We start from the raw sequence: 15,399 nt of genomic DNA on the forward strand, positions 1-15,399 counted from the left end.
AACTTACACAAATAGAAGTGTAAAAACCACAGTTAACGTAGAATTAACAAATCTATTTTTATAAAAAAAAGCCATCTATAACATAGACAGCCTTTTAAATATTATTAGCAAGTTTTACTTAGAAATGTAAAGCGAAACCAATTTGGAATTGAAAAACATCTTCTTCAGTATAATCATCATTCATAGTAATGTTGTAACGTAAACCTGGCTCAATACTAACATTTTCTCCTAAGAAAATAGCGTAACCACCTTGTAAACCTAAGTAACTTGGGTTTTCATCAAAATCCTTAATGCTAGCACCAGTATAATCAACTTGTACAGGAATCATACTAGCGATGTAATATTTAGCTCCAATTTTATAAGAGAACGCTGAGCTTCCAGCACCATCAGATCCATTATCTCCATACCCTAAACCAACTTTTACAGCTAAATCATCAGCAACAAAGTAACCACCTTCAGCACCTAAATTCCAAGAAGTATTACCATCTACTGATGTTAAACCAAAAGAAGTACTAGCCGCTTGAGTTCCAGCTTGACCACCAAAACCAGTATTAGCTTCAATTAACCATTTACCTTGAGCAGTTTGACCACCGTTAGTAGAAGTAGCTGCATCTTGTGCTTGTGCAGCAAAAGTAAATCCTAGAGCTGTGATAGCTACAATAAATAACTTTTTCATAAAAATAATTTTAATTTTTAGTTTATAATTATGCAGTAAACATAGATTGTTAATCTTGTTCACTTACAATGTTTGTTGTGTAAATGTAAGTAATTGTTGTAAACCAACAACAAACAGTTGTGAAGAAAAAAGACCGGTAAAAAACTCTTTTTTTAACCAAATTATTAACTTAATTTTAACCTATATGAAATGGAGACAGGGACTAACTGATTATCAGCACTATCTAAAAATAGAAAGAGGATTAATGGAGAATTCTATCACTAATTACGTATTAGATGTAGAAAAGTTAATTTCCTTTTTAGAGCAAAAAAATATAACAGAAACTCCCATTACTATTACTAAAGAAACTACACTAAGGTTTATATACGAGATATCTGCCAGTATTAACCCAAGGTCACAAGCAAGAATATTATCTGGTCTAAAGAGTTTTTTTAATTACCTAATTTTTGAAGATTATAGAGTAGACAATCCTATGGATTTAATAGAGGCTCCAAAAATTGGCAGAAAACTGCCAGATACCTTGTCTGTTGAGGAAATTAACACTTTGATAGACGCAATAGACCTAAGCAAGCCTGAAGGCGAACGCAACAGAGCAATGTTAGAAACTTTATATGGTTGTGGTCTACGTGTGTCCGAACTTACAAATTTGAGACTATCAGATTTATTCTTTAATGAAGATTTTATAAGAGTTACAGGAAAAGGAGATAAACAACGTTTTGTCCCTATTAGTAATATAAATAAAAAGTACATTACTATATATAAAGATGAAATTAGAAATCATTTAGATATAAAAAAAGGGTTTGAAGATATTTTGTTTCTAAACCGCAGAGGAAGACAATTAACACGTGCTATGATTTTTACTATTATTAAGCAATTAGCAGAAACCATTGAATTAAAAAAAACAATTAGTCCGCATACCTTACGTCACTCATTTGCAACACATTTGCTAGAAAATGGAGCAGACTTAAGAGCAATACAACAAATGTTGGGTCACGAAAGTATTACAACTACAGAAGTTTACGTACACGTAGACCGTACACACTTGGCAAGCGTAATTGCTAACTATCATCCTAGAAAATAATATTTTTACTTTATAATGTAACAAATTATAAATAACCAATACTAACAAGTACAACTACCAACCAAAAAAGTGAGCAAAGACTTAGAACATGCATTTGTAACAGAACTAGAGAACAACCAAAATATTGTTCACAAGGTCTGTACGCTGTACACTAATGACAAGGATGCTCATAACGACTTGTTTCAAGAAATAACTATACAACTATGGAAAGCGTACCCAAAATTTAGAGGCGATTCTAAATTTAGTACTTGGATGTATAGAGTGGCTTTAAACACTGCTATTACACTTTACAGAAAATCTAAAAGAAAAGTTAGCACACAAAGTTATGAGTCTGTAATTTTTAAAATCAAGGCTGATGAATATGATGAAACACAAGAATTACAACTAAAACTTATGTACAAAGCTGTAAAGCAGTTGGGAGACATAGATAAAGCATTGGTTTTTCTTTACTTAGAAGATAAGGATTATACAGAAATATCTGAAACACTAGGTATTAGCGAAGTAAACGCTAGGGTAAAGATGAACAGAATAAAGAAAAAATTAAAAACCATTTTAAATCCTTAATTGTATGGATGAATTGGATATCTTAAAAAAAGATTGGCAAAAAAAGGGAGACGAACTTCCTAAATTGTCGTACAATGATATTTACAAAATGATATGGAAGAAGTCTTCCTCTATTGTTAAATGGATATTTATAATTAGTATTTTGGAATTTGTACTCCCCAACTTACTCTTTATTTTCCCTAGTACAAGAGAACATATTGCTAAAATGTATTATGGTAATACATATGGTGTATTTTTTATAGCATTGTCTGTTATACAATACACTGTTATATTCTACTTTATTTATCAGTTTTATAAAAGATATAAAGAGATTTCTGTTTTAGATGACTCTAAGACGTTAATGAAAAATATTATACAGACTAGAAAAACGGTAAAACACTATGTTATTTTTAGTTTAGCTACCTTAATGTTTACAATGCTTGCACAAGCAGTTTGTGTTTATTTTGATCCTGTAATGCTCACCACAATTTATCCTGAAGAATTGCCTACAAACGTATCTGCAGAAAAATTTAAAACCATAATGACAATAACATTTGTTATTGTAGCTGTTGTAACTACTGTTGTATTTGCTTTAATTTATTTTCTCTTGTACGGGTTATTACTTAAAAAATTAAACAGAAACTACTACGAATTAAAAAAAATGGAGATTTAAACAAACTACCCTATTATACAACCAAAAAAAACCATCTGATTAATCAGATGGTTTTTTTTATACAAAAATGAAATACTAAATAATTAATCTAGTTTCCACTTTCTAAGTTCATTTTCTTCTTCTAGGGCTTTCAAATCTGCCTTAGAAATTACTTTTAAATAAGAAGGGTCTTGCTCTATAGCGTGCCCTAGCTTATCTATAATAGACTCAAAAGAGTCGTTTTCATAATCTATATCTAAAGGTTCTTTTATAACCATAGACTGTAAAATACCTTTTTTCTTTATTCTCAGTCCTTTTTTATCAAAAGAACGTCTAAAACCATCTATTACAACAGGTACAACAATAGGCTTGTATTTTTTTATAATATGTGCAGTTCCTTTACGTAAAGGTTTCCAAGGAGTGGTTGTTCCTTGCGGAAATGTAATAACCCAACCATCATCTAAAGCGGTACCAATATTACTAATATCACTCATTTTTACTTGCCTTTTTACATCTTGCCCGTCTGCACGCCACGTACGTTGTATACTAATAGAACCAGCGTAAGCCAAAATCTTAGTTAAAAGACTTTTTTTCATTGTCTCTGCAGCAGCTACATAGTACATATTCAACTTAGGCTTCCAGATGTAACCAATATTTCTAATATTATCTTCTCTACCACTTAAACTGGCATTAAAAACATGAAACATTGCAACTACATCTGCAAAGTATGTTTGGTGGTTAGATACAAATAGTACGCCTTTGTCTGGCAAGTCTCTTAGTATTTGTGATCCTTCTATTTCTAATTTATTAAACCCTTTGTACCTGCGGTGTGTAAATAAAGCCGCAATTCTTATTAACCACTTTTTTAAAAATAGTATATGTCCAAAAGGATTCTTTTTAAATAAACCCATAATTAATATTGTGTTGCCAAATCTACAAATTTATATAACTATAACAATTGTTTTAGTAGCTCTTTAAGTTCGCTCATTATCATTGCAGTTGCACCCCAAACAACATAACCACCTAATTTAAAGGCTGGTACATCTATATTTGCAGCATAAGAAGTTGTTAAATTTTGAGTACTAATTTTACTATCATCCATAAAATCTAGCAAAGAAACCTCTACTAAATGCTCTACTTCTGACTCTTGAATAACAAAAGGAGCTGGATTAGGGTATAATCCTATATAGGGTTGCACTTCAAAATTACTTGGTGGTATGTATATAGATGATAGCTCTGCCATTACCTGTATTTTTTGTTGTGGTACACCCACTTCTTCATACGTTTCTCTTAATGCTGTAGCTAATAGATTTTTATCTTCTTTTTCTACCTTACCACCCGGAAAACCAATTTGGTTAGAGTGCACACCTTTATAAGTTTTACGCAGCATTAACAACAAGTTGGTACTGTTTTCTTCTGTTGGGTAAAACAAAGCCATAACAGCTGCTTTACGTGCTTTATCACGCTGATTTTTCATTCTACTTAACTCATCTATTCTAATAGATGGAGCCATTTTATTATGAGATTCTTCACCTAGTAAAGGAAGATTCTTTATTTTTGAAATTCTCTTGGTAAAATCATCAAAATTCATGAATACAAAGGTACTATCTTACACTATACTATTACTACTAATTTTAACATTCAGTTGCAACAACGCGGCAAAACAAAAGCAAAAAACAGAAGATGCTAAAGTAAAAACAGACACTCTTGCAATAGACAGTTCTAAAGTTACTAAAAAAGAAGAAAAGTTTGTACTTACAGAGGAAAATGCTATTCCTTTTTTTTATGAATACAATAAAACATTAAAAGAAGATAAAGTAAAAATTACCACAAACCTTGGTAGCTTTACTTTGCAATTATTTGATAATGTACCTTACCACAAAGCTAATTTTATTTACCTAACAAAAAAAGGCTATTTTAATGACACCTATTTTCATAGAGTAGTCAAAAATTTTATTATTCAAGGTGGTAATGCAGATAATATAAAAACAGCTAAAAAAAGAGGAGAAATTGGCAGGTATTTATTACCTCCTGATACAAAAAAAGGACACAAACACCATAGAGGAGTGATATCTATGCCAAGCAGTGAAAATGATAACCCGCATAAATTAGCCTCTCCTTATGAGTTTTTTATTGTGGTAACAAAACCTGGGTCTTATCATTTAGATAAAGACTACACTCCTTTTGGTCGTGTTATAGAAGGTATGGATGTTGTAGATTTAATTAACAGACAACCTGTTGACAAAGGAGATTGGCCTAAAAAAAATATTTTTATAATTAAAGCTGAAGTTGTAAAATAGATTTTAGTTATCACTTTAATTAAAAATTATGCTTATTTTTTAGTTTCTACTGGCGGATAAATAGTTGGTAAAGCAATTTTAAATTTAACAGCCAACAAACGCACTGTAATTACAATAAAAATACAAATTACGTGTATATAATTAGGTTTCACAGGTAATTTTATCAATAAAAAATAACTACTAGCCCCTATTATACAAGCTGTTGCATACACTTCTTTTCTAAATATCACAGGAATTTCATTACACAAAATATCGCGTATAACACCTCCAAAACAGGCAGTTATTGTGCCAACAACAATACACATAATTGGCAGTAGATTTGCATCTAGTCCCTTCTCTACTCCTGCTAAAGTATAAAGACCAATACCTATGGTATCAAACAAAAAAAGAGAAGTTCTTAAGTATTTTAATTGTTTTCTAAAAATGATAGAGAGCACTACCGTAGTTAAAATTGTATAAATATAAATTGGTTGCAACAACCAAGTTACTGGTGTATTACCAAGCAACAAATCTCTTAATGTACCACCACCAACAGCTGTAACAAAGGCCACAATAAAAACTCCAAAAGGATCCAGTTTTTTATCCATTGCTACCAAAACACCAGATATAGCAAATGCTATTGTTCCTAAAATATCTATAACTAGATAAAACATAAGCTTATAATTCTTGAGTATAGTAGATATAATCTTTAATAACAGTGTCTACAAATTCTAAAGGTTTTTTATCTGTAGTTATACTAGTAACTTCTTTTATTTTATTAGACAAAGATACTATAACGTTGTGGTCTCCATTACGTTTTGCAGAGCTATATAATTCTTTTATAGTTTGCATCTCTGGATCTTTAAACACAGTTACCTGCGGGTAACTTGGCGAGTAATTTTCTGGTAAATTAGCCACCATTGTATCTTGCAATTTCACTTTTTTCTTTTCCGTAATTACTGTAGTTCCTGCAGCTATATCTCCCAAACGCTGTCCGTTACCTCTTAACAATATTGTAAGTACAGCAACACCTCCGGTAGACAAAACTACATCTACAATACGCATAATCCAACGTATAAAATAGCTAGAAAAATTTGGTTTAGACCCATCTAATTTTACAACTCTAATAGACATTATTTTTTTACCAACCGTAGAGCCATTCATCAAATACTCTAACAATAAATAGTAGAAAAAAGCTGGTAATGTTACAATTAAATACAAATGCCACATATCTTTAAAATGGATATTCATATATACCAACAAAAGAATCATAAGTAACGTGTAAACAAAAATAACAATGCTGTCTATAATATAGGCCAGCATCCTATCACCCAAATGTGCAGCATTTTGATGAATGCTAATATTTTGAGCAGTTTCTATTTGAATTTCGTTCATATTTTAGTTTCTTTGGTACAAATCTTAAAGCCAATGCGCGAAGCTGCCTTTGTAAAGCAAAATAAAGACAAATGGACTACTTTTGAAAGTGTCCTGGCAAAGAAAACGGAAATTGACCCAAACAAATTATCAGATTTGTATATCGAAATTACCGATCACCTTAGCTATGCCAAGACTTTCTACCCTGGTAGCAACACCGCATTTTTTTTAAATTCTTTGGCTTCAGAAGCTCATCAAAAAATATATAAGACCAAAAAAGAGCCAAAAAACAGAATAATCAGCTTTTGGAAAACAGAATTTCCCACATTATTTTATCACAATCGTCGTGAATTACTAATTGCATTTCTAGTTTTTTCATTTTTTTGCGCAGTAGGAGCTTTCTCTGCTGCTAATGATGGTGATTTTGTTAGATCTTTTTTAGGCGATGGCTATGTAAATATGACTTTAGAAAATATTGCCAATGATGATCCTATGGCTGTTTACAAACAGCAAAGTGAATTTAAAATGTTTTTAGGGATTACTATTAACAATATAAAAGTAGCTATGATGGCTTTTATATATGGTATTTTGCTTGGTATAGGTTCTTTATTTGTGATGATGCAAAATGGCATTATGCTAGGTAGTTTTCAGTATATGTTTTATGAAAAAGGATTGCTATGGGAGTCTGCACGTACTATTTGGATACACGGCACTATAGAGATATCTGTAATTATAATTGCTGGTTGTGCCGGACTTGTTTTAGCAAAAGGGATTCTTTTTCCTGGCACTTATACAAGACTAGAATCTTTTAAAAGAGGCACTGTAAATGGCTTAAAAATAATGCTATCTACTGTTCCTTTCTTTGTTGTAGCTGGCTTTTTAGAAGGTTTTGTTACTAGACATACAGAAATGCCAGATTGGCTTGCTATATTAATTATTACAAGCTCATTAGCTTTAATATTATATTATTACGTTATTTATCCTTATTTATTACACAAAAGAACCAACCATGCAGAATAACAATTACGTAGAGTTTAAAAAGAAAAGAGATTTAGGCGAAATTTTAGGCGACACTTTTGCTTTTTTAAGAACTCAATTAAAACCATTTTTTAACACCTTTTTTAAAATAGCTGGTCCGTACTTGGTTGTTTTTTTAATATGTAATGCTTTTTACACTTATACCATTGGTGGTAGTATGAATTTTAATGTTGAAAGTTCGGATGAAGCCTCTGAAATTTTTATGATGTTAACATCTGTATTTTTATTTCTCGTTTCTACTGGTGTAGCCTACGCAATGGCGCAATCTGTAACGTTACACTACATAAAAAGCTATGTAGAAAACAACGGGGTTATTAATTTTGATCAAATAAAATCTGAAGTATACAGTACATTTTGGAAGTTTATAGGATTAGCGTTTTTAGTAGGTATTTGCGTAATTGTTGGTTTAATGTTTTGCTTAATACCAGGAATATATTTGTATGTACCATTAACACTTGCTTTTAGCATCCTTATTTTTAACCAAAAATCTGTTGGTGATGCCTTTAGTGATAGCTTTAGTTTAGTTAAAGATTATTGGTGGATAACTTTTGCTACTCTTTTAGTAGTTGGTATTGTTGTAGCTGTAGCTGGTTATGCATTTAGTGTACCTTCTGCCATATATATGTACGCTAAAATGGGGGTATTTTCTGCAGAAATAGACCCAAGTAATATGGGAGATACATTAATAGATCCTATAGGGATTTTTATAAATGTTATAGCAGCTCTTTTTCAATATTTACTGGGTATTATTACAGTTGTTGCAGGCGCTCTTATTTATTTTGATTTAAACGAAAGAAAAAATTTAACGGGTACTATGGAGCGTATTAAAAGTTTAGGAAATACTACCGATTTATAATATGCAAAAACTTCTTTTTTCTTTTATTATTAGTATTACATTTTCTTTATCTGCGTATAGTTTTCAAGACTCTACTATGGTAGATTATGATGATGCACCTTTGTCTGTAAAGAAAATAACAAAAGAAGACTTACAATCTTATAAAGATGACTCTAGTTATAATTACACCTTAGAAAAAGCAGATAACTCTTGGTGGGATAAATTTAAATCTTGGCTTTACTCCTATTGGTTACGCTTTTTTCAGTGGCTATTTGGAGGAACAAAAGCTGTAGGCTATTTAGCTGCTTTTTTAAAAATTATACCGTACGTACTGCTTGGAATATTAATTTTTATTGGTGTAAAGTTCTTTTTAAAGGTAAACGCAAACAGTATACACTTATCTAAAAAAAATCAAAGTTCTGTTACCTTGTCTGAAGAAGAAAATATTATTAAGAACGAAGACATACAACAACTTATAAAAAAGGCTTTAGAGGATAAAAATTACAGATTAGCCATTAGATATTACTACTTGCATATTTTAAAAATAATGAGCGACAAAGAGCTCATAGATTGGCAATTACAAAAAACTAATGATGATTACCAACAAGAGCTAAGCGGCTCTACTTACGCTAAGTCTTTTATAACCATAACAAGATTATATGATTATGTTTGGTATGGAGATTTTACTATAGATGAACTTAAGTACAATAAAGCAGCAGAAGAATTTATTAAACTACAAAATAGCATCATTAAAAAGTGATAAAAAAAGGAAGCTCATATATCATCATTATAGCAGTAACACTTATTGTTTACTTGGCTTTAGAGTATAGTAAACCTAAAGAGGTCAACTGGTTTCCTTCTTTTGCTACTCACCATAAAATTCCTTTTGGCACCAAGGTTTTTAATGATATTTTAGAAAATAAATTAGGAGATAAAACAACATCTGTTTACGAACCACCTTTTATATTTTTAAATAAAAACGATACTATAACAGGTACATATTTGCTAATAAATAACAACCTTGAATTAGACAAAAGCGAAGTAAGTAAATTATTAGAGTGGACTGCCAAAGGAAATACACTTTACCTTGCAGGTTCTAGTTTTGGTAACGCTTTAGAAAATGAGCTTAATTTTAGCACAAAAACACTTTACACAGATGAATTAGATCATAAATTTTATATGCATTTAGTTAATCCGTCTATAAAAACTAAAAAACCTATTGTTTTTAGTAAAAAGTCCGATATTAATTATTTTTCTAAAATAGATACTCTAAACGCAAAAGTGTTGGGTGTTATAGATGATTTTGAAACAATCTCTATAAAAAATGCAAACATCATAAAACAAGACTATGGTAAAGGAACCGTTATTTTAAATCATTTTCCTTATGCATTTACTAATTTTTTTATTTTAGATAATGAAAACAATACAGATTACACATCGTCTTTATTAGCTTATATAGACACTTCTAAAAATATTTACATAGATAATCACCATAAATCAGGAAAAACCTTTTACACATCTCCAATGCGTATATTTTTAAGCGCAAAAGAATTAAAATGGGCATATTACATAGCTCTAATTGGCGCTTTATTTTATGTGTTTTTTGAAGGAAAAAGAAAACAACGTGCTATACCAATAGTTACTCCTTTAAAAAATCAGACTTTGGCATTTACCCGTACCATTGCAGATATGTATTACCAAAGAAACAGGCAAAAAGAAATTGCAGAGCATAAGATTAACTTTTTTATGGATTATGTACGCTCTAAATTTCATGTAAATACTTTAGAAAAGAACGATGATTTTTACAATACCGTTTCTGCAAGAAGTTTTCATACCAAAGAAGAAACAACAAAGTTGTTTTCATATTTTGATCAACTTTTACAACAACAAAATATAACTAATGTCCAACTAATAGCATTAGATAAAAAAATAGAACAATTTAAAGACAAAGCAAATGGAAGCAAATAACGATATCAATTTTGATAATAGAATACCTTTAGAAGATTTAAAAAATGCTGTTACCGAAATTAAGCAAGAGCTGGCTAAGGTAATTATTGGTCAAGATCGTTTTGTAGAGTTGTTAATTGTTTCGCTATTAGTAGATGGTCACGTTTTAATAGAAGGTGTACCCGGAATAGCAAAAACGGTTACTGCCAAATTATTTGCTAAAACTTTAAAAACAGAATTTAGTCGTATACAATTTACACCAGATTTAATGCCTAGTGATATTTTAGGTACTTCTATTTTTAACGTAAAATCGTCTGAATTTGAGTTTAAACAAGGTCCTATTTTTTCTAATATTATTTTGATTGATGAAATAAATAGAGCTCCTGCTAAAACACAAGCTGCTTTGTTTGAGATTATGGAAGAAACACAAGTAACTATGGACGGTAAAACCTATAAAATGGAGGCTCCTTTTATGGTTTTAGCTACACAAAACCCAATTGAACAAGAAGGTACTTATGCCCTACCAGAAGCACAATTAGACCGTTTTTTGTTTAAAATTAAAGTAGAATACCCAACACTAGAAGAAGAAATAAAAATACTAACAACACACCACCAACGTAAAGGCATAAAGCCGCAAACACTTATAAAAGATGTGTTGTCTCCTGCAAAATTAAAGGAATACAAAAAAAACATACAAGAAGTAATTGTTGAAGAAAAAATTCTACGCTACATAGCAGAAATAATTTCTAAAACACGTAACCACCCACATTTATACCTTGGTGGTTCTCCTAGAGCATCCTTAGCAACTTTAAATGCAGCAAAAGCTTTTGCTGCCATTAATGGTAGAGACTTTGTTACTCCAGAAGATGTAAAAAAAGCACTAACACCTGTACTTAACCATAGAGTTATTTTAACTCCAGAGCGAGAAATGGAAGGTATGACAACAGAAAGTGTTGTACATATGATTATGGAATCTGTAGAAATACCTAGATAATACATGCGTTTTTTAAAATCGTTTTACATACATAACACCTTTTTTTGGTACTTAGCCATACTTGCCGCAATGTTTATGACATCGTACTGGTACAAATGGCTATACCCTATTGCATGGCTTTGTACTATGGTTTTAATTGCCTTGTTTTTATTTGATATAGTTTTACTATTCGCATCAAAAAACAGTGTAAAAGCAAGCAGAACACTACCGCAAAAATTATCAAACAGTGACCATAACCCTATTGTTATGCAGTTTGTAAGTACTTATGCTTTTAAAACTGGTGTTTCTGTTGTTGAAGAATTGCCTATTCAATTTCAAAAAAGAGATTTTAAATACAATACAATACTTACAAAAAAAGAACCTAAAACTTTTGAATACACAGTTAGACCAGTAGAACGTGGTGAATATTATTTTGGCAACTTAAATATATATGCTTCTTCTCCCCTACGCATTGTAAAACGTAGATTTTTGTATCTTAAAAACCAGATGGTTCCAGTATATCCATCTATCATTCAAATGCAGAAATATGATTTTTTAGCTATCAGCAATAAATTATCAGAATTTGGAATGAAAAAAATTAGACGTATAGGTAATACGCAAGAGTTTGAGCAAATTAAAGAGTACGTTCCTGGTGATGACTTTAGAACCATAAACTGGAAAGCTACAGCTAAAAGTAACCAGTTAATGGTTAACCAATATCAAGATGAAAAATCACAACCCATTTACTCTGTAATAGATACTGGCAGAGTAATGAAAATGCCCTTTAATGGTTTAAAACTTTTAGATTATGCCATAAATAGTACGCTAGCATTTTCTAATGTAGCTCTTAAAAAGAATGACAAAACAGGAATGATATCTTTCTCTAAAAACATAGAGTCATTTTTACCTGCTATGCAAAAGCCTACTTATTTAAATGCCATACTAGAAAAGCTTTATAATATTACTACAGACTACGTAGATTCTGATTTTGGATTACTTTATGCACATTTAAAACGTAAAGTAAACCATAGAAGCTTATTATTACTATATACTAATTTTGAACATATAACAGCAATGCGCAGGCAGTTACCATATTTGCTTGCTATTGCAAAAAAGCATGTATTAGTTGTTATATTTTTTGAAAATACAGAATTAGAAAGCTTAATAAATTCTGATGCAGAAGACATACAGGGTATTTACCATAAAACTATTGCAGAAAAGTTTTCTATGGATAAAAGGTTAATGCAAAAAGAACTGCAACAATACGGCATACAAACAATACTTACCAAGCCAGAAGAGCTTACTATTAACACCATTAATAAATACTTAGAAATTAAAGCTAGAGGACTCTTATAAAAGTTAAAACTAAAAAGTTAGCTTCTGTAACAGAACCACTTACAAATAATACTTAAAAAAGTACTACAAATAAATAGTTTTAATGTAAAATTTCTTTATTTTTCCCTATATTATATATTTTAAACCATAATTACAACCTATGTTAAAATCAAACTACCAAAAAATATATAGCGGAAACCAATTTGATGTAAAAGCTATTGTAGAAAAATTACATTCAATAAATATAGAAGGCGTTGTAAAAGACGAGTCAGAATCTGGAAGACTAGCTGGTTTTGCTTCTGCTATACCTGGAGAACAAGACTTATATGTACATAATGATGAAGCAGAAAAAGCTTTAGAATTAATAAAAAGTCATTTTAAAAAATAACAACCAGAAATATTACCTAATTACTGCTTAAAAACAATAAAAAGTAGTAGTGTTAGGCAATAAAACTAAAACCTGTAATATCTTACACGTAATATTTAATTACAAGTAAGTATTTATTTACATATGAAAACTTCCCCCCAGTTTAAAGAATTAAGGTTTTCCAAAACTTTAATTCTTACCATTTTAGTTATATGTATTTTTCCTTTTATACTTCAGTTAATTGGAGTTGATTTTGGAAACATAAATATCATATTTAATGCTAACGGAGAAAAAGTCGCCTTAGACCATGCTTCTCAAGATCTAGTTTTAACTCATTTAAGAGGCACTTTTACACATTTAATTTTAGAATGGACAGCAATTTGTATTGCCATTGCAACTGCCGTATTAGCCTTTATACAATACAGAATAACAAACAACCCAACTACTCCTATTATTGGAGGCGCATTGTTATGTGCTGGTTTTATAGATGCCTTTCATGCTTTGGCAGCTATTAAAATAATAAATCCAGCTACTGGTAATGAAAATTTTTTACCATTTACTTGGGCACTATCTAGAATATTTAATAGTGTAATTTTAATTTTGGGTGTTAGTATAATTTTGTTACAAAAGAAAAGGATGCTTCCCAAAAACGGAAGGCGCTTTGTTTTTATTGTGACCTTAATTTTTGGTCTAATTGTATTTTTAACTGTATATTTTTCTGCCCTAAGTAAATCTTTACCAACTACAACAATACATGATAGTTTTATTACAAGGCCCTATGATTTAATTCCGCTTGTATTATTTTCATTTTTAGCATTATACTTATTTCCAAAGTTCCATAAAAAAGAAAACAATATATTTTCTAATGCTCTTTTATGGAGTATGATACCTGCTATAGCTACACAAATGTATATGGCTTTTGGGTCTGAACATTTACATGATTCTAACTTTAACATAGCCCATTCTTTAAAAGCAATATCATATGCTATACCATTTATTGGCATTATGCTAGACTATATATCTACTCATAAAAAAGAACAAATACGACTTACCGCATTAAAAAATGCTCATTATGCTGTTAGTCAAAAAAATAAAGAACTAGAACAGTTTGCCTTTATTGCATCTCATGACTTACAAGAGCCTTTACGTACTGTAATGAACTTTACTCAACTATTTAAAGAAGAGTATAGTGACAAGTTAGATAAAAATGGTATTACTTATTTAAACTTTATTAGACAAGCATCTACAAGAATGAGCTTGCTTATTAAAGCCGTTTTTGACTATTCTAGAATTGGAGCCAAAAATGAAATTAGTAAGGTAAAAACTAACAAATTACTTAATGAGGTTATTGCAGAAATGGACCATATTATTAAAGAAACCAATACTGTAATACACTATAAAAAGTTACCAAAAATAGAAGGTCAAAAAACAGAGCTACGTATTCTATTTCAAAATCTGCTATCAAATGCTATTAGATTCCAAAAAGAAGGCGCTACACCTGTAATAGAAATAAAAGCAAAAGACCTTGGAGATTTTTGGGAATTTAGTATAAAAGACAACGGTATTGGTATAGAAAAAAAGCATCAAGATAAAATATTTTCTATGTTTCAACGCTTACATTCTAAAGACGTTTATGAAGGAATAGGAATAGGGCTTACGCATTGCTTAAAAATTGTACTAATGCACCAAGGTAGAATATGGGTAACATCTGAACCAAATAAAGGGAGCGAATTTAAATTTACTATTAAAAAACAAGAATGAACATGCTAAAAAGTATATTGTTAATAGATGATGATGAGGCAACTAATTTTTTGCACAAAATGGTTATTAAAAAGCTTAATTGTACAAATGATGTTATTGTTAAAACTAACGGACAAGAAGCCATAGATTACCTTAAAACAGAAAAAGATGGTGTTTTTCCGCAACCAAGCTTAATTTTATTAGACATTAATATGCCTATTATGAATGGCTGGGAGTTTTTACAAGAGTATAAAAAGCTTGAAGAAAACCAAATGGCAGAAACTGTAATTGTTATGCTAACAACATCTTTAAATCCTGATGATAAAGCTAGAGCTTTAGGTTTTACCCAAATAAACGATTTTAAAAGTAAACCACTTACGCCAGACGGTTTAAGAGATATACTTAAAAGCTTTTTTATGTTTCCTGATGATATATAAACATAACAGCTAATAATTAAGGTATATTCACCAATATGCAAAAGATTACAGATCAAATGGGGAGGCAATTTGAATGCCCAAAAAGTCCCTTACGAATTATTTCTCTAGTGCCATCACAAACT

18 protein-coding genes are annotated in these 15,399 nt (G+C 30.4%); 13 read left to right on the plus strand and 5 right to left on the minus strand.

What is annotated here, in order from left to right:
- Positions 1-118 precede the first annotated feature (118 nt).
- Entirely contained in the window at positions 119-676 is a 558-nt protein-coding gene (locus tag ABJD66_RS10160; RefSeq protein ID WP_348131072.1) for a hypothetical protein, read from the minus strand.
- Between the two features lie 184 nt (positions 677-860).
- Here ABJD66_RS10160 and ABJD66_RS10165 point away from each other — a divergent pair, with 184 nt between their 5' ends.
- From ABJD66_RS10165 to ABJD66_RS10175, 3 genes are all read left to right on the plus strand, one after another.
- Complete coding sequence (locus ABJD66_RS10165) at positions 861-1,757, plus strand: site-specific tyrosine recombinase (RefSeq protein WP_348131075.1); 897 nt, start codon at positions 861-863, stop codon at positions 1,755-1,757.
- Between the two features lie 69 nt (positions 1,758-1,826).
- Positions 1,827-2,321 (plus strand): sigma-70 family RNA polymerase sigma factor, encoded by a 495-nt coding sequence (locus ABJD66_RS10170; protein WP_100895451.1) that lies wholly within the window; start codon positions 1,827-1,829, stop codon positions 2,319-2,321.
- A 4-nt stretch (positions 2,322-2,325) separates the two neighbouring features.
- A complete protein-coding gene (locus ABJD66_RS10175; protein WP_348131078.1) occupies positions 2,326-2,973 on the plus strand; it encodes a hypothetical protein in 648 nt (215 codons plus the stop codon).
- An 83-nt stretch (positions 2,974-3,056) separates the two neighbouring features.
- Here the strand turns inward: ABJD66_RS10175 and ABJD66_RS10180 are convergent, their stop codons facing one another.
- A complete protein-coding gene (locus ABJD66_RS10180) occupies positions 3,057-3,863 on the minus strand; it encodes a lysophospholipid acyltransferase family protein (protein WP_100895449.1) in 807 nt (268 codons plus the stop codon).
- 38 nt (positions 3,864-3,901) lie between these two features.
- Complete coding sequence (locus ABJD66_RS10185; protein ID WP_348131081.1) at positions 3,902-4,543, minus strand: CoA pyrophosphatase; 642 nt, start codon at positions 4,541-4,543, stop codon at positions 3,902-3,904.
- Here ABJD66_RS10185 and ABJD66_RS10190 point away from each other — a divergent pair.
- Positions 4,542-5,252, plus strand: coding sequence for a peptidylprolyl isomerase (locus tag ABJD66_RS10190; protein WP_303543484.1), 711 nt, complete (start codon positions 4,542-4,544; stop codon positions 5,250-5,252). The two genes, ABJD66_RS10185 and ABJD66_RS10190, sit on opposite strands and share 2 nt — an antisense overlap.
- Positions 5,253-5,284: 32 nt before the next feature.
- Here ABJD66_RS10190 and ABJD66_RS10195 read toward each other — a convergent pair whose 3' ends face one another.
- Together ABJD66_RS10195 and ABJD66_RS10200 are read right to left on the minus strand one after the other, a co-directional pair.
- The gene (locus tag ABJD66_RS10195; RefSeq protein WP_100895447.1) at positions 5,285-5,905 is read right to left on the minus strand and encodes a trimeric intracellular cation channel family protein; all 621 of its coding nucleotides are present in this window, start codon (positions 5,903-5,905) and stop codon (positions 5,285-5,287) included.
- A 4-nt stretch (positions 5,906-5,909) separates the two neighbouring features.
- Positions 5,910-6,626, minus strand: a complete 717-nt coding sequence (locus tag ABJD66_RS10200) for an RDD family protein (RefSeq protein ID WP_348131085.1) — start codon at positions 6,624-6,626, stop codon at positions 5,910-5,912.
- A 33-nt stretch (positions 6,627-6,659) separates the two neighbouring features.
- Here ABJD66_RS10200 and ABJD66_RS10205 point away from each other — a divergent pair, with 33 nt between their 5' ends.
- The 9 genes from ABJD66_RS10205 to ABJD66_RS10245 all read left to right on the plus strand — a co-directional run bounded on the left by ABJD66_RS10205 (position 6,660) and on the right by ABJD66_RS10245 (position 15,277).
- Positions 6,660-7,625 carry a stage II sporulation protein M gene (locus tag ABJD66_RS10205; RefSeq protein WP_303543459.1) on the plus strand — a complete coding sequence of 322 codons (966 nt, stop codon included), beginning with the start codon at positions 6,660-6,662 and terminating at the stop codon, positions 7,623-7,625.
- On the plus strand, positions 7,615-8,499 hold the full coding sequence (locus tag ABJD66_RS10210) for a hypothetical protein (protein WP_303543457.1): 885 nt from the start codon (positions 7,615-7,617) through the stop codon (positions 8,497-8,499). Before ABJD66_RS10205 ends, ABJD66_RS10210 begins: the two co-directional genes overlap by 11 nt.
- 1 nt (position 8,500) lies before the next feature.
- Positions 8,501-9,238, plus strand: a complete 738-nt coding sequence (locus ABJD66_RS10215; protein ID WP_348131088.1) for a DUF4129 domain-containing protein — start codon at positions 8,501-8,503, stop codon at positions 9,236-9,238.
- Positions 9,235-10,446, plus strand: a complete 1,212-nt coding sequence (locus ABJD66_RS10220) for a DUF4350 domain-containing protein (protein WP_348131090.1) — start codon at positions 9,235-9,237, stop codon at positions 10,444-10,446. Before ABJD66_RS10215 ends, ABJD66_RS10220 begins: the two co-directional genes overlap by 4 nt.
- A complete protein-coding gene (locus ABJD66_RS10225) occupies positions 10,433-11,419 on the plus strand; it encodes a MoxR family ATPase (RefSeq protein ID WP_100895441.1) in 987 nt (328 codons plus the stop codon). Before ABJD66_RS10220 ends, ABJD66_RS10225 begins: the two co-directional genes overlap by 14 nt.
- 3 nt (positions 11,420-11,422) lie before the next feature.
- Entirely contained in the window at positions 11,423-12,754 is a 1,332-nt protein-coding gene (locus tag ABJD66_RS10230) for a DUF58 domain-containing protein (RefSeq protein ID WP_348131093.1), read from the plus strand.
- 139 nt (positions 12,755-12,893) lie between these two features.
- Positions 12,894-13,121 (plus strand): DUF2007 domain-containing protein, encoded by a 228-nt coding sequence (locus tag ABJD66_RS10235; protein WP_303543450.1) that lies wholly within the window; start codon positions 12,894-12,896, stop codon positions 13,119-13,121.
- Between the two features lie 123 nt (positions 13,122-13,244).
- Positions 13,245-14,861: an ATP-binding protein gene (locus tag ABJD66_RS10240; protein ID WP_100895438.1), complete on the plus strand. Its 1,617-nt coding sequence runs from the start codon at positions 13,245-13,247 to the stop codon at positions 14,859-14,861.
- Positions 14,858-15,277: a response regulator gene (locus ABJD66_RS10245; RefSeq protein WP_100895437.1), complete on the plus strand. Its 420-nt coding sequence runs from the start codon at positions 14,858-14,860 to the stop codon at positions 15,275-15,277. Before ABJD66_RS10240 ends, ABJD66_RS10245 begins: the two co-directional genes overlap by 4 nt.
- The last annotated feature ends 122 nt before the right edge of the window (positions 15,278-15,399 follow it).

The sequence above is a fragment of the Cellulophaga sp. genome (assembly GCF_039943695.1).
In the GTDB taxonomy this organism is placed as follows: domain Bacteria; phylum Bacteroidota; class Bacteroidia; order Flavobacteriales; family Flavobacteriaceae; genus Cellulophaga.